The 18813-nt window shown below is 73.4% G+C and carries 14 protein-coding genes; 6 read left to right on the forward strand and 8 right to left on the reverse strand.

The features are described from left to right. Positions 1–41: 41 nt before the first annotated feature. From ABZ885_RS10480 to ABZ885_RS10510, 7 genes are all read right to left on the reverse strand, one after another. Positions 42–1061: a LacI family DNA-binding transcriptional regulator gene (locus ABZ885_RS10480; RefSeq protein ID WP_360186044.1), complete on the reverse strand. Its 1020-nt coding sequence runs from the start codon at positions 1059–1061 to the stop codon at positions 42–44. Between the two features lie 25 nt (positions 1062–1086). Next, positions 1087–2787: a glycoside hydrolase family 13 protein gene (locus ABZ885_RS10485; RefSeq protein ID WP_360186047.1), complete on the reverse strand. Its 1701-nt coding sequence runs from the start codon at positions 2785–2787 to the stop codon at positions 1087–1089. A 38-nt stretch (positions 2788–2825) separates the two neighbouring features. Continuing rightward, a complete protein-coding gene (locus ABZ885_RS10490) occupies positions 2826–3731 on the reverse strand; it encodes a carbohydrate ABC transporter permease (protein ID WP_360186049.1) in 906 nt (301 codons plus the stop codon). 39 nt (positions 3732–3770) lie between these two features. Beyond that, positions 3771–4772 carry a sugar ABC transporter permease gene (locus ABZ885_RS10495; protein ID WP_360186052.1) on the reverse strand — a complete coding sequence of 334 codons (1002 nt, stop codon included), beginning with the start codon at positions 4770–4772 and terminating at the stop codon, positions 3771–3773. A gap of 115 nt (positions 4773–4887) precedes the next feature. Beyond that, complete coding sequence (locus ABZ885_RS10500) at positions 4888–6165, reverse strand: extracellular solute-binding protein (protein ID WP_360186054.1); 1278 nt, start codon at positions 6163–6165, stop codon at positions 4888–4890. 362 nt (positions 6166–6527) lie between these two features. Further along, entirely contained in the window at positions 6528–7610 is a 1083-nt protein-coding gene (locus ABZ885_RS10505) for an aldose epimerase family protein (RefSeq protein ID WP_360186056.1), read from the reverse strand. A gap of 203 nt (positions 7611–7813) precedes the next feature. After that, on the reverse strand, positions 7814–10804 hold the full coding sequence (locus tag ABZ885_RS10510) for an AAA family ATPase (protein ID WP_360186059.1): 2991 nt from the start codon (positions 10802–10804) through the stop codon (positions 7814–7816). Positions 10805–11096: 292 nt separating this feature from the next. Here ABZ885_RS10510 and ABZ885_RS10515 point away from each other — a divergent pair, with 292 nt between their 5' ends. The 3 genes from ABZ885_RS10515 (at position 11097) to ABZ885_RS10525 (ending at position 14528) form a co-directional block, all read left to right on the forward strand. Continuing rightward, the gene (locus ABZ885_RS10515; protein ID WP_360186062.1) at positions 11097–12047 is read left to right on the forward strand and encodes a terpene cyclase; all 951 of its coding nucleotides are present in this window, start codon (positions 11097–11099) and stop codon (positions 12045–12047) included. Between the two features lie 358 nt (positions 12048–12405). Further along, a complete protein-coding gene (locus tag ABZ885_RS10520) occupies positions 12406–13929 on the forward strand; it encodes an aldehyde dehydrogenase family protein (protein ID WP_360186065.1) in 1524 nt (507 codons plus the stop codon). 275 nt (positions 13930–14204) lie between these two features. Then, a complete protein-coding gene (locus ABZ885_RS10525) occupies positions 14205–14528 on the forward strand; it encodes a nuclear transport factor 2 family protein (protein WP_360186067.1) in 324 nt (107 codons plus the stop codon). 21 nt (positions 14529–14549) lie between these two features. Here ABZ885_RS10525 and ABZ885_RS10530 read toward each other — a convergent pair whose 3' ends face one another. Beyond that, positions 14550–15773: a serine hydrolase domain-containing protein gene (locus tag ABZ885_RS10530; protein ID WP_360186070.1), complete on the reverse strand. Its 1224-nt coding sequence runs from the start codon at positions 15771–15773 to the stop codon at positions 14550–14552. A gap of 91 nt (positions 15774–15864) precedes the next feature. Between ABZ885_RS10530 and ABZ885_RS10535 the strand changes: the two genes are divergently transcribed. From ABZ885_RS10535 to ABZ885_RS10545, 3 genes are all read left to right on the forward strand, one after another. Then, complete coding sequence (locus ABZ885_RS10535; RefSeq protein ID WP_360186073.1) at positions 15865–16374, forward strand: NUDIX domain-containing protein; 510 nt, start codon at positions 15865–15867, stop codon at positions 16372–16374. Between the two features lie 230 nt (positions 16375–16604). Further along, a complete protein-coding gene (locus ABZ885_RS10540) occupies positions 16605–17321 on the forward strand; it encodes a TetR/AcrR family transcriptional regulator (protein WP_360186081.1) in 717 nt (238 codons plus the stop codon). Between the two features lie 200 nt (positions 17322–17521). Further along, positions 17522–18813 (forward strand): hypothetical protein (locus ABZ885_RS10545; protein WP_360186076.1); only part of this gene is annotated, 1292 nt, incomplete at its 3' end.

Genomic DNA, 18813 nt, shown 5'->3' on the forward strand with positions numbered 1-18813 from the left:
CCCGGAGAGCAACGTGCTCTCCGGGCCCCGGTCGTGGTCGTTCAGCGGGCGCAGGCGCCCGTGGAGCCGCGCATGACCAGCTCCGGCTGGAACATGAACTCCCCGCGCTGGGCGGCGTTCCCGCCGACCTCCTCCAGCAGGGCGTCGACGGCCGCGGTGGCCATCGCCTCCACCGGCTGGCGGACGGTGGTCAGCGGCGGCTCGGTGAACGCTATGAGCGGCGAGTCGTCGAAGCCGACCACCGAGACGTCCTGCGGGACGCTCAGCCCGCGCTGGCGCACCGCGCGTATCGCGCCGAGCGCCATCATGTCGCTGCCGCAGACGATCGCCGTGCAGCCCTTGTCCAGCAGCGCGCCGGCCGCCGCGTGCCCGCCCTCCACGCTGAACAACGTGTGGTGGACGAGGTCCCGGGCCTCCTCCTCGGTCTTGCCGAGCACCTCGCACATGGCGGCGGTGAAGCCCTCGATCTTGCGCAGCACCGGCACGTACCGGCGCGGGCCGATGGCCAGGCCGATCCGCTCGTGGCCGAGTTCGGCCAGGTGCTGGACGGCCATCCACATCGCGGAACGGTCGTCCGGCGAGATGAACGGGGCGTCGATCCGCTCGCTGAACCCGTTGATCAGCACGAACGGCACCTGCCGGCCGATGAGCCGGGCGTACCGGTCGTGGTCGGCGGTGGTGTCGGCGTGCAGGCCCGAGGCGAAGACGATGCCCGACACCCCCCGCTCGACCAGCATCTCCACCAGTTCGTCCTCGGTGGCCCCGCCCGGGGTCTGGGTGCAGAGCAGCGGCGTGAAGCCGTGCCGGCTCAGCACCTGCTCGATCACCTGGGCCAGCGCGGGGAAGATCGGGTTGCTCAGCTCGGGGATGATCAGCCCGATCAGGCCCGCGCTGCGCTGGCGCAGCCGGGTCGGCCGCTCGTACCCGAGTACGTCCAGCGCCGCGAGCACGGTCTGCCGGGTTGCGGCCGAGACGTTCGCCTTGCCGTTGAGCACGCGGGAGACGGTGGCCTCGCTGACCCCCGCCTGAGCCGCGATGTCTGAGAGTCGCGCCGTAGTCACGGTCCCAGAGCCTATTGCAACCACGTCAGACCGCCCACCAGTCTGTCCGGTCCGGAGCCAGCACCGTCTCGCCACCGTCCACCGTGGCGTCCGCGGAGGAGAGCAGCAGACGGCCGGGTGCCGGTATCCGGACCGGCTCGGCGGTGGTGTTCACGGTACAGACGAAGGAGCCGCGGCGGAACGCGAGGATGCCGGCCGGGCTCTCCAGCCACTCGACGTCCATGCCGGCGCCGAGGTCGGCCTGCGCACGGCGGACGGCCAGCGCGCTGCGGTAGAGCTCCAGGGTGGAGGTCGGGTCGCCGGTCTGCGCCTCGACGCTGAGCTGCGCCCACTCGGCGGGCTGCGGCAGCCAGCTCGGGCCGCCGGCCACCGGGCCGAAGCCGTACGGGGCCTCGGTGCCGGACCACGGGATCGGGACGCGGCAGCCGTCGCGGTAGCCGTCCTGGCCGGCCTTGCGGAAGAAGGACGGGTCCTGGCGGACCTCGTCGGGCAGGTCGGTGACGTCCGGCAGGCCGAGCTCCTCGCCCTGGTAGAGGTACGCGGAGCCGGGCAGGGCGAGCATCAGCAGGGTGGCGGCGCGGGCACGGCGCAGGCCGAGCGCGCGGTCGCCGGGGGTGCGGATCTGGGTGCCGAGGCCGGGCTCGTTGGCGAACCGGGTGGCGTGCCGGGTGACGTCGTGGTTGGAGAGCACCCAGGTGGTGGGGGCGCCGACCGGGCGCATCGAGTCGAGCGAGAGGTCGATCACCTCGCGCAGCTCGGCGGCGTCCCAGGAGGTGCCCAGGTACTGGAAGTTGAAGGCCTGGTGCAGCTCGTCGGGGCGGACGTAGTTGGCGGTGCGCTGGACGGTCGGGGTCCACGCCTCGGCGACGCCGATCCGCTGGCCCGGGTACTCGTCCAGGATCCTGCGCCAGCTGCGGTAGATCTCGTGCACGCCGTCCTGGTCGAAGAACGGCATGACGTCGTTGCCGAGCAGCTTGAGCTGGTCGCCGCCGCCGATGTCGGGCAGGCCGGGGGCCTTGACCATGCCGTGGGCGACGTCGATCCGGAAGCCGTCGACGCCCATGTCGAGCCAGAACCGCAGGATCGAGCGGAACTCGTCGGCGACGGCCGGGTTCTCCCAGTTGAAGTCGGGCTGCTCCGGGGCGAACAGGTGCAGGTACCAGTCGCCGGGGGTGCCGTCCGGGTTCTCCGAGCGGGTCCAGGCCGGGCCGCCGAAGATGGACTCCCAGTCGTTGGGCGGCAGTTCGCCGTTCTCGCCCTTGCCGGCACGGAAGTGGTAGCGCTCGCGCAGCGGGGACGCAGGACCCTCGCGCAGGGCGCGCTGGAACCACTCGTGCTGGTCCGAGGAGTGGTTGGGGACGAGGTCGACGATGATCCGCAGGCCCAGGTCGTGGGCGTCCCGGATCAGGCCGTCGGCGTCCAGCAGGGTGCCGAACATCGGGTCCACCGCGCGGTAGTCGGCGACGTCGTAGCCGGCGTCGGCCTGCGGCGAGGCGTAGAACGGCGAGAGCCAGACCGCGTCCACGCCGAGGTCGCGCAGGTAGGGCAGGCGGCTGCGGATGCCGGGCAGGTCGCCCATGCCGTCGCCGTTGGAGTCGGCGAAGCTGCGCGGGTACACCTGGTAGATGACCGCGTCCCGCCACCAGTCTCTGGACGCGCCGGCGCCGGCCTCGTGAGCAGTGGCGTCGGCGGCGGGCCGGGAGGTGTCGGCCAGGTTCTGGGTCATGGACGGTATCCCTCGGGGATCAGAGGAGCGGGTGGCGGTCAGGACTTCGAGGCGCCGGCGGTCAGACCGGTCACCAGGTGACGCTGCACCAGGTAGAAGAGGACCGAGGACGGGATCGCGATCAGCACGGCGGTCGCGGCCATCAGGTTCCACTGGGCGTCGTGCTCGCTCACGAAGGTCTGCAGGCCGACGGCCAGCGTGTACTTGTCGGAGCTGAGCATGAAGGTGGAGGCGAAGGCGACCTCGGCCCAGGCGGTCAGGAAGGAGTAGAACGCGGCGACGGCCAGGCCCGGGCGGGCGAGCGGCAGCACCAGCCGCCAGAAGGTGCCGAACGGGCTCAGCCCGTCGACCCGGCCGGCCTCGTCGATCTCCACCGGGATGGTGTCGAAGTAGCCCTTCAGCAGCCAGGCGCAGTACGGCACGGTGGTGGTCGAGTAGACCAGGATCAGGCCGAGGTAGCTGTCCAGCAGGTCGAGCGCCGACAGGATCGTGTACATCGGCACGATCAGCACCGCGATCGGGAACATCTGGGTGACCAGCAGCGACCACATCAGCGGGCGGTGGCCGGGGAAGCGCATCCGGGAGACCGCGTAGCCGGTGGAGGCGGCGATCATGACGCCGACCACGGTGGTGGCGCCGGCGACGATGAACGCGTTGCCGAACCAGGTGAAGAAGTCGGTGTCGAACAGCACCGTGGAGTAGTTCGACAGCGTCATCTTGCCGAGGATGTCGCCGGGGTGGAGGTAGTCCGTCTTGTCCGGGCCGAGCGAGACGTAGAGGATCCACGCCACCGGGAAGAGCGCGATCAGGCTGGCCAGGATCAGCGCGCCGTGGGCGAGCGCCGTGGTCATCGGGGCCGACTCGCCGCGGCGGCGGGCCTTGGCCGGCTTGACCGCGGGGGCCGCGGGGGCGAGCGGGGTGGGTCGTTCGGTGGTGGTGCTCATCAGGGTTACCTGCCTTCGTCAGTCACGTGGTCCGGGGCTTCAGCCGTTCGCGCGCTCGTTGCGGGCGAGCCAGCGGCGGTAGAAGGCGGTGAAGACGATCAGGATGGAGAGCAGGATGACGCCGTACGCGGCGGACTGCGCGTAGTCCCGGGGCTGCTGGCCGAAGCCGAGCCGGTAGGCCCAGGTGACGAGCAGCTGGGCGTCGGGTGCGCCGTTGCCGAACAGCAGGAAGATGACGGCGAACTGGTTGAAGGTCCAGATCACGCCGAGCAGCACGACGGTGGAGGAGACGGTGCGCAGCCCGGGCAGGGTGACGTGGCGGAACCGCTGCCAGGCGGTGGCGCCGTCCATCTCGGCGGCCTCGTAGAGCTCCGCGGGGATCGACTGCAGGCCGCCGAGCAGCGAGATCATCATGAACGGCACGCCGACCCAGGTGTTGACCAGGACCGCGGCCGCCTTCTGCGCGGTCGGGTCGTCCAGCCAGCCGGGCTCGGGCAGGTGCAGGGCGGAGAGCAGCCCGTTGACGGCGCCGCCGTCGGAGAGCATCAGGCGCCAGGAGAAGACGGTGACGAAGGTCGGTACCGCCCAGGGCAGGATGAGCAGCATCCGGTAGACCGCGCGGCCGCGCAGCTTCTGGTTGAGCAGCAGGGCGAGGCCGAGGCCGATGGTGTAGTGCAGGCCGACGCAGAGGGCCGTCCAGGCGATGGTCCAGACGAAGTGCGACCAGAAGCGGTCGTACGAGCCGGGGCCCCAGAGGATGTCGGCGTAGTTGTCGAAGCCGACGAACTTGTAGCTCGCCGGGATCTCGTTGACGCCGATCTTGCGGGCCGAGTTGAGGCTGTTGGCGTCGGTGAGGGTGAGCCAGAGGCCCTCGACGAGCGGGTAGAGCACCAGCACCCCGAGCACCAGCACGACCGGCGCGATCATCGCGTAGGCGTACCAGTGCTTGGCGTACGAGCGCTTGAGGCGCTCCATCAGGCCCGGACGCGGCTCGCGCTCCCGGCTGGCCTGGCCGGTGGCGCCCTGCACGGCGACTGACATGTTCGACACCTTCTCGGGGAGGTCCGCCGCCTCGCTACGGCGACTGCTGCTACGGGTCCGGCCGTCCGGCCCGCCGGGAGGAACTCGGCGGCGGGCCGGACGGCTGCGGGGTGTGTTACTTCGCGAAGCCCGGGAGGAGCTTGGCGTAGTCGGTGGCCACGGTGTTCAGGCCGTCCTGGGTACCGGTGCCCTGGACGATCTTGCCGAGGTTGGTGCCCAGCGAGGAGAACAGCGAGCTGTACTCGGGCAGTTCGGGGCGGGGCTTGGCGCTGCCGAGCACGGCCTGGAAGCCGGCGATGCCGGGGTCGGCCTTGACCTCGGGGGTGAAGGCGTCGGCGCGGGTCGGCAGGGTGGAGTTCTTCTGCGCGATGAACGCCTGGCTCTCGGCGGAGGTCATGAAGGCGGCGAACTTCTCGGCGGCGGCCTTGTGGGCCTTGTCCGCGCCGGCGTAGACGGAGATGTTGTGGCCGCCGGTCGGGGCGCCGGCCTTGCCTGCGGAGCCGGCCGGGACCGCGGCGATGCCGAGGTTGGTCTTGTCGCTGAAGGCGCTGCCCTTGTAGATGTTGGTGATCTCCCAGGGGCCCTGGATGATCGCCGCGACCTTGCCGCTGTTGAAGGCGTCCATCATGTGCGCGTAGGCGTCGGTGGTGACGTCGGCCTTGGCGGTGCCCGGCGAGGTGAACATCGACTTGTAGGTCTCGATGCCCTTGACGGCCTCGGGCGAGGTGACGGTGATCTTCTTGCCGGCGGCGTCGACGGTGTCGGTGCCCTCGCCGAAGAGGAACGGCATGGCGTAGTAGCCGTCCGCGGCCTTCAGCCAGAAGCCGTCCACGCCGGCCTTCTCCTTGACGGCGGCCGCGGCGGTCTTCAGCTCGTCCCAGGTCTTCGGGGCGGCGGTGATGCCGGCCTTGGTGAAGAGCTCCTTGTTGTACAGCAGGCCCAGGGTGTCGGTGACCAGCGGGATGCCGTAGATCTTGCCCTCGTACTTGGCCTGCTGGATCAGGCTGGGCTGGAAGGAGCCGGCGTCGGCAGCGGCCGCGGTGCCGTCCAGCGGCTCCAGGTAGCCGGCCTTGGCGAAGGCGGCGGTCCAGCCGACCTCGCTGCGGAACACGTCCGGAGCGCCCTTGGCCCCCATGGCGGTCTGGAGCTTGTTCTGCGCCTGGTCGAACGGCACGTTGACGAAGTCGACCTTGACGTTCGGGTTGGCCGCCTCGAACTTCTTGACGAGCTCCTGGTAGTTCGGCGCCTCGTTGGTGGCGTTCGACGTGTCCCAGTAGGTGAGGGTGACCGGCCCGTCGGCCTTGCCGTCCGAGCTGGAGCCGCTGCTGCCACAGGCAGCCATCGAGACCGCGAGGGCCACAACGAGGGCAGAGGCCGCGATGCCACGCCGCATGAGAACTCCTTGGGAGGGGTGGGGGTGCCCGAGATGTGGGGAGACAGGCGCATAATGGCTGCCTCAGCCGACCGCACCGTTGCTGCCGTCGGGCTGGAAGGAAGTTAACAGCGGGGGAATCACCACGGAAAGTCCTTGCAGCAAGTTTCTGCAAGAAACGGGGATCGTTACGCCCGCGTGTCCTTGACGTTGCCACACGGTAGTTGACAGGTGACATCTACTGGGGCGCTTTGTCCGTTTCACCCCGGTATCGATGACCTCTATTAATACACTGCGTTTCCGAAAGGCCTTGCAGGAGGCACACGAAGGGAGCCCGGGCCGACGGCCCGGGCTCCCCTGTGTCCTGGTGCGTGCGTCCGCGGTCAGGCCGCCCCGAGGCGCAGCACGGTGACCGAGCGGAACTCCTCCCCCGGCCGCAGCACGGTGCCGGGGAACTCCGGGTGGTGCGGCGCGTCCGGGAAGTGCTGGGTCTCCAGGGCGACCCCGGCGTACGGGCCGTAGGGGACGCCGCTCGCGCCGGTCACCGCGCCCTGGAACTTGTTGGCCGTGTAGACCTGCAGGCCCGGCTCGGTGGTCAGCACCTCCAGCGTGCGGCCGCTGACCGGGTCCTCCAGCAGGGCCGCCCGGGCCGGGGTGCCGCTGGCCGGGCGCGGGCGGAGCACCCAGTTGTGGTCGTAGCCGCCGGGGCCGGCCAGCTGGGGGTGCTCGTCGTGCACCGACTTGCCGATCGGCCGGGCGACGGTGAAGTCGAACGGCGTCCCGGCCACCGGCGCCTGCCGGCCGTACGGGATCTGCCGGTCGTCCGCCGGGGTGTACGCGTCGGCGTCCACGGTGAGCAGGTGGCCGAGGACGTCGCCGCTGCCCTCGCCGGCCAGGTTGAAGTAGGCGTGGTTGGTCAGGTTGAGGACGGTCGGCTTGCTCGTCACCGCCCGGTAGGCGATCGCCAGCTCGCCGGCCGCGCTCAGGGTGTAGTCGACGGTGACGTCGAGCACGCCGGGGAAGCCCTGATCGCCGTCCGGGCTGTGCAGGTGCAGCCGGACGCCGTCGGGCAGCGGCCCGGCCTCCCACATCCGGTGCGCGAAGCCGTCCGGGCCGCCGTGCAGGGTGACGCCGCCGCCGGTCGGGGCGAGCGGGTGCTCCTCGCCGTCGATGGTGACCGTGCTGCCGTCGATCCGGTTGGCGTACCGGCCGACCACGCTGCCGTAGTGCCGGCCCGGACCGAGGATCTCGGCGAGCCTCTCGCCGGCCAGCAGCACCTGGGCGGGGCGGCCGGCGCGGTCGGGGGCGGTGAGGGTGTGCAGGGTGGCGCCGAGGTTCAGCACGCTCGCCTCGTACGGGCCGGCCTGCAGCGTCCAGCGCTCGATCGCGGCGCCCGCGCCGGAGGGTTCGAGGGGTCCGCGCCGCACGCTGGTCGCCTGCGGCCCGTTCGCCGGGGGCGTCGCCATGACCTGCTCCTCACTGGCGGCCGCGGCGCACCGCCACGGCCCCCTGGTACCGGGTCCGACCGGGGCCCGCGACGGCGGTCCCCGCAGGTGAAGCCTAGTCAGGTGAGTGGTGGCGGGGGCGCACGGTCGCCCCCGCGCGCCGCCGTGGCGCCTCCGGGTGACGGCAGCCCGGCAGGCACCCGCTCGCCGCCGTCACCCGGCCGTCATTCGGCCGTGCCCCCGCGCTGCTCGGGCGGCAGGCCGAGCGCCGAGGCGAGCCCGTCCGGGCCGCTGCCGGCCTTGCGGTAGACGGCCGCCAGGCGGCGGTTGACCAGGCTCAGGTGGACGCCCAGCTCCTCGGCGATCCGCTGCGGCGGCACGCCCCGGACGGCCAGCCGGGCGACGTCCCACTCGGGCTGGCTGAGCATCTCGCGCACGTCGCCCAGCCGGTTGGGCCGCAGGCCGTAGTTGGCCAGCTCGCGGCGGGCCCGCTCGACCAGGCCGTCGGCGGCGCAGTGCTGGGCCAGCTCGATGCCCTGGTACAGGTACTCCTGGGCGTCCTCCAGCCGGCCGACCCGGCGCAGCGCGGCACCGAGGTCCACCAGGGCGACGGCGTGCTCGTAACCGGCGGGCGACTGCCCGAGGTAGCGGACGGCCTCCTCCAGCAGCTCGACCGCCTGCTGGCCGTCCTCGATCTCGGCCTGCAGCCGCAGCGCGGTGCCGATCGCCGAGGCGGTACCGAACCGGCGTGCGTCCTGTACGGAGCGCCGGGCGTACACCCGGGCGCGCTCCGGCTCGTCCTCGGCGAGGGCGACGGCCAGGTGGCCGGCCCACGGCGCCCAGACGGTGTTGTGCCAGCCGCGGGCGTCCAGCTGGGCGCCGGCCTCGGTGAGCGCGGCGGCGGCCCCGGCCTTCCGGCCCTTGGCGAGCAGCAGCTTGCCGTACAGCGAGGCGGCGTCCGGCAGCACCATCGCGGTGGCGTGGTACGGCGGGCCGAAGCCGAAACCGGTCGCCAGCTCCCAGGCCTCGTTGATCCGGCCGCGGGCGATCAGGGTGTCCACCAGGACGCCGACCGCGTCCCAGGCGAGCGGCAGCTTGGGGCCGATCCGCTCGGAGAGCCGCAGCGCGCGGCGCAGGAAGTCCTCGGCCTCGGCGAGCAGCCCGCGGCGGAACCGGGCCAGGCCCATCAGGAAGTACGCGAAGCCGCGGTGCGCGCCGCTCCAGCCCGCGATCTCGAACTGGACGATGGCGTCCCCGAACAGCCGCTCGGCCTGCGCGATGCGGTCGCTGTAGGTGTACGAGAGACCGAGCGTGGCGGGCAGTTCGAAGCCCCAGGTGTTGTCCGTCCAGCCGAGGCCCTTGGGCAGCCGGCCCTGGTCGAGCACCTGGTCCGCGTGCCGCAGCACCTCGGCGGAGGGTTCGCCACGCAGGGTGAGGTCCCAGGCGCGCAGCGCCAGGACGGCCCGGTCGGCGGCCTCCCGGCCGGTGAGGCTGCGGCAGAGCGCGCCCAGCCGTGCCGAGCGGCCCGGACCGTCCTCCTCGGACTTGCGGTAGGCGTGCCACATGAACGCGGCGGCCTCCAGCCGGAGCCGGCCCGCCGGGTCGTCGCGGGTCTGCTCGGCCTCCTCCTGGCAGACCCGGGCGGCCTCGCCGAGCTGGCCGCTGTGCGCGAGCACCTCGGAGAGCCGGAACGTGGCGTCGACCCGGAGCGAGGGGCGCAGCGGGCCCTCCTCGGGGTCGAGCGCGAGCCTGAGCTGGTTGACGGTGGCGTGCGGGTCGGTGAGCAGTGCGGAGCAGCCCAGCTCGTACAGCACCTCGGCGCGGATGTCGTCGTCCGGCGGCTCGGCGAGGGCGCGGTGCAGGCAGCGCTGGGCGGCTTCGGGTGCGCCGATCAGCTGGTGCTCCTGGGCCGCGCGGCGGAGCTTGCGGACGGTGCGGTCGTCGCCCTCGCCCGGGAAGGTCTCGACCAGGTGCCGGGAGGCGGCGAGCAGGCCGAGTCCGGCGTTCTCGATCTCGGCGGCGGCCACGCCGTGCATGCCGGTCCGGGTGGACTCCGGCATGGTGTTGTAGATCGAGCTGCCGATCAGCGGGTGGACGAACTCGAGGCTCCCGCCGGGGGTCTGGGTGAGGATGCGCTGCTTGCGCAGCTGCTTGACGGATTCGCGGGCGCCCTCGGTGCTCTGGGTGGAGATCCGGGCGGCGAGGTCCTGGCGGATGTCGGTGCCGAGCATCGCGCAGGCCCAGGCGAACCGCAGGGTGGTGGCGCCGAGCTTGTCCAGCCAGCCCTTGAGGGTCATCCCGATGACGTCGACGGCGAGTTCGCGCAGCTGCTGGGAGTTCTCCTCGACCGGGTCGAGCTCCTGGTCCCGGACCTGGTCGAGCAGGGCGACGGCCTCGAACGGGTTGCCGTTGGCGACGTTCCAGAACTCGTAGCAGAAGGCGTCCTCGGCCTTGTCGCCGAGCTCGGCGCGGATCATGTCGGTGACGGAGACCAGCGTGAGCCGGCTGAGCTCGTGCCGGCGGGTGGCGAGGTCGGAGACGGCGGCCCGGTGGTCCTGGGCCTCGGGCTGCCAGTCGTTGACGTCGTCCCGGTAGGCGAAGACCAGCAGGACGGGCAGCTCGCGGGCGCGGACGGCGAACTGGGCGAGCCAGGCCAGCGATTCAAGGTCGGACCAGTGCAGGTCGTCGACGATCATCACCAGCGGGGCCCGGCGCGGGGCGAGCTGGGTGAGCACGTAGTCGAGGCCGTCGCGCACGCCCTGCGGGTCGAGGCGGCGGGCGCCGGCCTTCGGCTGCTTGAGGCCCATCGCCGGTCCGACGACCTCCTCCCAGGTGCCCATGACCTGCCGGAACTCGCCCGGGGCGAGGCTGCCGAGGACGGGCTGGAGCAGCTGGCGCAGGACGTGGTACGGCTCGTTGGACTGGCGCTCGCCGCCGCGGGCGAACAGCACGGTGGCGCCCTCGCGGAGCTTGGCGAGCCGGCGGACCTCGTGCAGCAGGCTGGTCTTGCCGATGCCGGGACGGCCGGAGAAGGTGAGCAGCTCGCCGATCTCGGTGCCGCCGGCCCCGAACTCGCGGCAGAGCTTGTCCACCGCGGCCTCGGCCGACCGGACTTCGGCGTCCCGGTCGCGCAGCCTGACCCGGGTCGGCGCGGCGTCCGCGTCCCGCTCCCCGGCGCCCTCCGCCGCCCGAAGTTCGTGTCCCTGCTCGGTCACCGTCGCGCCTCCGCCTCGCCGTTCCCTGCTCGTGGAGCCGAGATTAGCGCCGCCGGGGGCGCACTGTTCGGCATTCGCCCAGGCTGGAACGGAGATTGAGGATTCGGACCGGTTGCCAAGGGCAATTGCCCTATATCCCTAACGTCCGATCATTGCATCGGATACTCTACGGCCCCGAATTAAGTTGATCTTGCCATGCCGCACCCGCCCCCGTCGAGCACCGCAACTCAACTCCCCCACATGGCTTATCAGTAGTACCAGCGCCCCCACCATCCGCCACACCGGGAGTCCGATGTCTGACGACACCTCACTTCAGATTCCGTTCCCGCACCGCCGAAGCCCGCACGGGCCGTACGCCACCGAACTGCACCGGGACTGGCTGACCCGGCACCCGCTGCTCCCCGACCCCGGCCTCCCCTCCTACGCGCACTGGGACGTGGTCGCCCTCGCCGCGCTCGGCTACCCCGATGCCGGGCCGGACGAACTCGCCCTGGCCGCCGACCTGATGGGCTTCTACTTCCTCTTCGACGACCAGTTCGACGGACCGCTCGGGAGGCGGCCGACCGAGGTGGCGCCGATCTGCGAGCGGCTGATCGCCATCCTGCACGGCGCGGCCCGGCCCGACCCCGCCTCCGCGGTGGAGACCGCGTTCGCGGACCTCTGGCACCGCAGCGCGCGCGCCATGCCCGCGCGCTGGCAAGCGCGCGCCGCGTACAACTGGGAGTGGTACCTGGCCAGCCACCCCGCCGAGGCGGCCGGGCGGATCTCCGAGCGGCCGCCGGACCGGGACGGCTACCTGGTGCTCCGGCGCGGCACCGCCGCGATGGAGACCATCTTCGACATGGTGGAACGGCTCGGCCAGTTCGAGGTGCCCGCCGCCGTCCTGCACCACCCGGTGCTGCGCCAGATCCGCCAGCTCGCCGCCGACATCCCCTCGCTCAGCAACGACGTCCGTTCCCTCCCGCTGGAGGCGCCGCGGGGCGACGTGAACAACCTGGTGCTGATCGTGCAGCGGGAGCGCCACTGCTCGGCCGAGGAGGCGTGCGCGGTGGTGATGGCCGAGGCCCAGCTGATGGTCGAGCGCTGCCACGAGCTGTACGAGCGGCTCCCCGACGTCCACCGCGAGCTGGGGCTCTCCCGGGTGGAGCGCGCCGTCGCCCAGCGCTACGCCGACGGCCTGGTCACCTGGCTGGCCGGCTACCTGAACTGGGAGTCCCGCACCGGGCGCTACCTGGCCGCCTGAGCCGCCGACCCGGGCCGGCGGCGGGGGTCGGCAGCGGGATCCGGCAGCGGGGTCCGGTAGCGGGGTCCGGCGGGGGCGTCACGCGCCGGCGGCGGGGCAACGCCGCGGCCGTGGCGCACCGGTGGCGGAAAACGGCCGGATTGCCCACCCTCCGTGGACGGCGACTGCACGGACCGTAGCCATGCCCGCCGGTCCGCGGCTAGGGTGCCGGACGGCGGGGCGCCCCGGCGGCGCCCGGCCCGCACGCGTGACCGTACCCTCCGCCGGACCGCCGGGCCCGTCCGGGCCGCGGTCCGGCGCGCCGCCCGGCCCGTGCGGCCGCGGCGGTGCCCCGACAACGCGAGGAGGCACCCCGAGCATGACGGTCTACCAGCCCCCCGGCCGACCCGGAGCCATCGTCAACTACCGCCACCGGTACGAGCACTGGATCGGCGGGGCGTGGACTCCGCCGATCCGCGGCGAGTACTTCGAGAACCCCAGCCCGGTCACCGGCGAGGTCTTCACCGAGGTGGCCCGCGGCACCTCGGAGGACGTCGAGGCCGCCCTCGACGCCGCCCACGCCGCCGCCCCGGCCTGGGGGCGCACCGCGCCCGCCGAGCGCGCCCAGGTCCTGCTGCGGATCGCCGACCGGATGGAGGCGCACCTGGAGGAGCTGGCCGTCGCGGAGAGCTGGGAGAACGGCAAACCGGTGCGCGAGACGCTGGCCGCCGACCTGCCGCTCGCCGTCGACCACCTGCGGTACTTCGCCGGCGCGCTGCGCGCCCAGGAGGGCGGCCTCTCCCAGCTGGACGAGGACACCGTGGCGTACCACTTCCACGAGCCGCTGGGCGTGGTCGGCCAGATCATCCCGTGGAACTTCCCGATCCTGATGGCGGTCTGGAAGCTCGCCCCGGCCCTGGCGGCCGGCAACGCGGTGGTGCTCAAGCCCGCGGAGCAGACCCCGGCCTCCGTCCTGCTGCTGGCCGAGCTGACCGCCGACCTGCTGCCGCCCGGCGTCCTCAACATCGTGAACGGCTACGGGCTGGAGGCCGGCCGCCCGCTCGCCTCCAGCAGCCGGATCCGCAAGATCGCCTTCACCGGGGAGACCACCACCGGGCGGCTGATCTCCCAGTACGCCAGCGCCAACCTGATCCCGGTCTCGCTGGAGCTCGGCGGCAAGAGCCCCAACCTGTTCTTCGCCGACGTCGCGGCCGAGCAGGACGCCTTCTACGACAAGGCGCTGGAGGGCTTCGCGATGTTCGCCCTCAACCAGGGCGAGGTGTGCACCTGCCCGAGCCGGGCGCTGATCCAGTCCGACGTCTACGACCGGCTGTTGGCCGACGGCCTGGAGCGGGTGCGGGCGATGCGCCAGGGCAACCCGCTGGACACCGAGACCCAGGTCGGCGCCCAGGCCAGCATCGACCAGCTGGAGAAGATCCTCTCCTACATCGACATCGGCCAGGCCGAGGGCGCCAAGGTGCTGACCGGCGGCGACCGGGCCGACCTCGGCGGGGCGCTGTCCGGCGGCTACTACGTGACGCCCACCGTCTTCGAGGGCGTCAACGGCATGCGGATCTTCCAGGAGGAGATCTTCGGCCCGGTCCTCTCCGTCACCCGCTTCGAGGACTTCGAGGACGGCGTCGCCCTGGCCAACGACACCCCGTACGGCCTCGGCGCGGGCGTCTGGACCCGGGACGGCAGCACCGCGTACCGGGCCGGACGGGCGATCCAGGCCGGCCGCGTCTGGACCAACTGCTACCACGCCTACCCCGCACACGCCGCGTTCGGCGGGTACAAGAACTCCGGCATCGGCCGGGAGAACCACAAGGCGGTGCTGGAGCACTACCAGCAGACCAAGAACCTGCTGGTGAGCTACTCCCCCGACGCGCTCGGCTTCTTCTAGCCGCCCGGAACGGGCTGCTGCGGGGAACGCGGGGTGGGAGGCCGGCCGGCCTCCCACCCAGCCACCACTCCCCGTGGTCCGCTCCCCGTGCTGCGCTCCCCGGGTGTGCCGCACAACGACGAATCGCCTGAAACGCATCATCTGCGGCGAATCATCAGTAACGGGATCTAAGCACATGAATGCCGAAAATCGCCGACGCGCCGCCGACATGCCCGGACACGCCCGGGCGACGCAATAGACAGGAGGTCCGAGCCCCTCACCCACCGGGAGACCCCATGACCATCGCCGTCGCCAAGCTCACCGACCCGGCCGTGCGCGCCTTCGTCACCGCGGTCAACGCGAACGACCGGAACGCCTTCTTCGCCGTGCTCACCCCGGACGCCACCATGTCCGACGACGGCTCCGACCGGAACCTCGCCGACTGGACGGAGCGCGAGATCTTCGCCAGCCGCGGCCACATGGACGTCCAGTCCGAGGGCGACCACGGGCGGGCCCTGGTGGCCAACTACAGCAACGAGACCTGGGGCGAGATGCGCACCGCCTGGCGCTTCACCGTCGACGACGGGAAGATCACCCGCTTCGAGACCGGCCAGGCCTGAACCGCCCGGCCCGCTCCGGGCTCAGGACAGCCCCAGGCAGCCCCGGACCGCGCGGATCAGGTTCCGGGAGCGGACGTCCCCCGTGACCCCGGGCTGCATGCCGTTGGTGACGTAGCCGAAGCCCAGCCCGAGGTCCGGGTCGGCGAAGCCGAGCGAGCCGCCCCGGCCCGGGTGGCCGAAGCTCGCCGGCGAGGCCATCAGCGAGGTCGGGCCGTGCCGGAAGAAGCCGAGGCCGAAGGTCGAGTTGACGATCAGCACCCGGTCCGGCCCGCTGACCACCGGCCCGACCGCGCGGGCCAGCACCTCGGGCCCGAGCAGCGGCGGCAGCGGTCCGCCGGACGCGGCGCCGTGCCGGTCGGCCACGCCGATCAGGGCCGCGTAGAACCGGGCCACCGACCGGGCGGTGCCGATCCCGCCCGCGCCGGGGATCTCGGCGGCCTGCACCGCCGGGTCGTTGAGGTCCACGCCGGGCCGCACCGAGGCGAAGGCCCGGGCGGTCAGCGAGTCCGGGTTCTGGTAGGCGTCCCGCACCGACTGCTTGGGGCGCAGCCGCAGCCCGCTCGGCCCGGTCCGGGCCGCCTCCGGCGCGGGCAGGTCGACCAGCCGGCCGACCCGGGGCGCGGCGCCGGCCGGCAGCCCGATCCACAGGTCGAGGCCGAGCGGCCGGGCGATCTCCTCGGCGAAGTACTGGCCGACCGTGCGCCCGCTCACCCGCCGGACCACCTCGCCGACCAGCCAGCCGAAGGTGTACGGGTGGTAGCCGTGCGCGGTCCCGGGCTCCCAGGCGGGCTCCTGGGCGGCGACGGCGGCCGCGGCCCGCTCCCAGGTCAGCACGTCCTCCAGCCGCAGCGGCACGTCCAGCGCGGGCACCCCGGCCTGGTGCGAGAGCAGCCAGCTCACCGGCACCCGGTCCTTGCCGGCGGCCTTGAACTCCGGCCAGTAGGAGGCGACCGGCGCGTCCAGGTCGAGCTGGCCGCGCTCGGCCAGCAGCAGCGCGGTGGTGGCGGTCAGGCCCTTGGTCACCGAGCGCAGCACCTGCGCGGTGTCGGCCGTCCAGGGCACGGCCGGCGCGGGCCGGCCGCCGACCTCCGGCCGGGCGTCGCCGCCCCAGAGGTCGACCACCTTGCGGCCGCGCAGATACAGCGCGAAGGCGGCGCCCAGCTCGCCGTACTCGTGGAAGTTGCGGACGAAGGCGTCCCGCACCGGCCCGAAGCCCTCGGCCGTCTCGCCCCAGATCTGCACCACCGCGCGCCGCCTCAGCCCGTCTCGTCCGGTCCGTACCGCGCCGGTGCGGAAAAGCGTTCGCATCCGGCCCGGAAACCCTAACCTGTCCGTCATGACCACGAACCCCGCCGAGGAACTGCTGGACGTCGTCGACGAGCACGACCGGGTGATCGGGACCGCCCCGCGCGGGGAGGTGTACCGCGACGGCCTGACCCACCGCTGCGTCTTCGTCCTGGTCCGCGACCCGGCCGGGCGGATCTTCGTGCACCGGCGCACCGACACCAAGCTGTTCGCCCCCGGCGCGTACGACATGTTCGTCGGCGGCGTGGTCGGTGCCGGCGAGACGTACGCGAGCGCCGCGGTCCGCGAGGCCGAGGAGGAGCTCGGGGTGAGCGGCGTCGAGCCGCGGCCGCTGTTCAAGTTCCTGTTCCGGCAGGAGAAGCTGTCCTGGTGGTGCGACCTGTACGAGGCGCGCTGGGACGGCCCGGTCTCGCCGCAGGAGTCCGAGGTCGCCTGGCACGCCTGGCTGACCTCAGAGGAGCTGCACGAACGGCTGGCCCGCGACACGTTCGTCCCGGACGGCCTGGAGGCGTACCGCCGCTACCAGGAGCTGCGCGCGTAGCGCGGCCGGATAGGGTGGCGCGCATGGCCTCCCGTACGCCGTCCGCCCCGACCCCGTCCGTGCCGCCCGCGGCCGCGCGCCCGCGCCGGGGCACCGGCACGGGCACCGCCGGCCGGGACACGACCGCCGAGGGCACCACCGGCACGGGCACGAGCGGCAAGGAAGCGAGCGGCAAGGGCACCGGGCGCGGCGCCGGACCGGGCGCCGAGAAGCAGCGCCGGCGGCTCAGCGTGGACGAGCGGCGCGAGCAGCTGATCGCCGTCGCACTGGAGCTGTTCAGCCGCCGCCCGCCGGAGGAGGTGTCGATCGACGACATCGCGGCCGCGGCCGGCGCCTCCCGGCCGCTGGTCTACCACTACTTCCCCGGCAAGCAGGCGCTGTACGAGGAGTCGCTGCGCCGGGCCGGCCGGGAGCTGGCCGGGCGGTTCGAGGAGCCCGCCGAGGGTCCGCTCTCGGATCGGCTGCACCGGGTGATGGGCCGCTACCTGGACTTCGTGCAGAGCCACGGCCCCGGTTTCGCGGCGCTGCTGCGCGGCGGTTCGGTGGCGGCCAGCGCCGGCACCTCCGCGGTGATCGACGAGGTCCGGCAGGCCGCGGCCGACCAGATCCTCGCCCACCTGGCCGTCCCGGTGCCCAGCCCGGGCCTGCGGCTGACCGTCCGCGCCTGGATCGCCAACGCCGAGATCACCTCGCTGGAGTGGCTGGCCGAGCGCTCGGTGCCGCTGGAGGAGCTGCAGCTGCACCTGGTCCAGGAGTTCGTGGCCGCGCTGACCCTGACCGCCGCCCGGGAGCCCGCGCTGGCGGCCGAACTCGCCGGGTTCTTCGCGGGGGAGCGCCCCGACGGCCCGACCGGCCTGCTGCTCCGCGACCTCGCCGCACTGTTCGCCGTCCCGGGCGTCGCGGACTCGCTCGCCGCGCTGGCCACCGGGCCCGCCACCACGGACTGACCGGCCGCGCACGGAGCGACCGCGACGGACCGGCACACACGGACCGGCCACAAGAGCTGCACCGGCCGCCGGTTCTGACCTGACGGCGGCCTCTGATAGGAATGTGCACGGATCTGACGGCGCGACGGGCACCGACGCGCCCGGACCACCGGACCACCGGACCACCGAAGGCAGACGCAGCAGAGCGGGGGGCTCATCAGTTGACCCAGGACGGCCAGTTCACCGCGGAGGCCAACCCCTTCGCCGCCGCGGAGCAGGTTTCCGCGACGCTCGGCGCGCTCACCGAGGCCCTCTTCGAAGCGCACACCTCACGCCACCCCGCGGCCGCGCTCACCGCGCTGCGCCCGGACGCGCACCCGTCCGCCGAGACTCTGTTCACCCTGCGGCTCGCCCCCAACGGCCCGGTGTACGACGCCGTCGACCGGCTCGGCACCGTGGTCACCGCCGGGACGGCCCGGCCGGGCACCGGCGGCCGGGTGGCCGAGCTCGCCACCGCCGCCCTGCTCGCCCGGTACGGCGGCGGCCCGGTGCGCGGTGCGGTGGCCGACCGCGGCACCACCTCGGCCGCGCTGTTCGGGCTGCCGGTCTCCGGCGAGCCCGACGACCCGCAGCTGCGCCCGCCGTTCGCCGCCGCGCTGGCCGCGCTCGCCTCCGGGCAGCAGACCCGGCAGCCCGTCGAGCTGGCCACCGGCGCCGGCGCCGAGGTCCGCCTGGTCGTCCCGCCCGGCTTCCACCCGCTGACCTCCCCGGCCGGTCCGCCCGGCGTCTCGGCCCGCACGGTGCCCACCGGCCCGGCCGCCGGGGGCGACGCGAGCACCGCCGAGGACGGGGACCCCGCCGCGAGCGCGGCCGCCGCAGAGCTGACCGCGCATCTGGCCGAGGTCGCCGAGGAGCTGTTCAGCGGCACCGGCACGGCGCCGCGCCGCGACTTCGCGGTGATCGCCGCCACCCTGGCGGACGCCGTCACCGCCTCCGGCACGGTCTACGCGGGCATCTGCGCGGTGCAGGTCGACGGCCGCCCGAGCGACGCCACGCTGGTCGTCTCGCTGGCCCAGCACCCGCTGCCGATCACCGGGCTCGCCACCGAGCTGGCCACCGTCCGCCGGCACGCCGAGGTCTGGACGGTCCTGCTGCCGGCCGGCCCGGCGGCCGTCCTGGTCGAGGGCCGCAGCGTCCCCGTCCCCGGCGCGCTGTCCGCCGACGGGCAGCCGCGCCGGGCGGCCACCGCGGTGGCGGAGGCGTTCGTCCCGCTGCCCGACGGCGTGTCGGTGCTCTGCGTCCAGCTGACCACCGGCCGGGCGCAGGACTGGGACCTCTACACCGAGGCCTTCGCCGGGCTGCTGCGCAGTGTGCAGTTCGGCTGGGACGGCGTGGCCGGCAAGCTGACCGCGCCGGCCGCCCCGGCACCGGCCGCCGTGCCCACGCTCACCCCGACGCCGGCCCGCGGCTTCCCGGCCGAGCCCGCCCCGGCTGGGCCGCCGGCGGCCGCCCC

It is taken from the genome of Kitasatospora sp. NPDC047058, assembly GCF_040643935.1.
Lineage (GTDB): Bacteria > Actinomycetota > Actinomycetes > Streptomycetales > Streptomycetaceae > Kitasatospora.

What these genes read in the sequence shown, in the direction of transcription:
- ABZ885_RS10515 (WP_360186062.1), top strand. Translation starts at nt 11,097, where the DNA reads ATGTCTGACGACACCTCACTTCAGATTCCGTTCCCGCACCGCCGAAGC.
- ABZ885_RS10505 (WP_360186056.1), bottom strand. Translation starts at nt 7,610, where the DNA reads ATGGCGACGCCCCCGGCGAACGGGCCGCAGGCGACCAGCGTGCGGCGC.
- ABZ885_RS10520 (WP_360186065.1), top strand. Translation starts at nt 12,406, where the DNA reads ATGACGGTCTACCAGCCCCCCGGCCGACCCGGAGCCATCGTCAACTAC.
- ABZ885_RS10500 (WP_360186054.1), bottom strand. Translation starts at nt 6,165, where the DNA reads ATGCGGCGTGGCATCGCGGCCTCTGCCCTCGTTGTGGCCCTCGCGGTC.
- ABZ885_RS10495 (WP_360186052.1), bottom strand. Translation starts at nt 4,772, where the DNA reads ATGTCAGTCGCCGTGCAGGGCGCCACCGGCCAGGCCAGCCGGGAGCGC.
- ABZ885_RS10485 (WP_360186047.1), bottom strand. Translation starts at nt 2,787, where the DNA reads ATGACCCAGAACCTGGCCGACACCTCCCGGCCCGCCGCCGACGCCACT.
- ABZ885_RS10490 (WP_360186049.1), bottom strand. Translation starts at nt 3,731, where the DNA reads ATGAGCACCACCACCGAACGACCCACCCCGCTCGCCCCCGCGGCCCCC.
- ABZ885_RS10525 (WP_360186067.1), top strand. Translation starts at nt 14,205, where the DNA reads ATGACCATCGCCGTCGCCAAGCTCACCGACCCGGCCGTGCGCGCCTTC.
- ABZ885_RS10535 (WP_360186073.1), top strand. Translation starts at nt 15,865, where the DNA reads ATGACCACGAACCCCGCCGAGGAACTGCTGGACGTCGTCGACGAGCAC.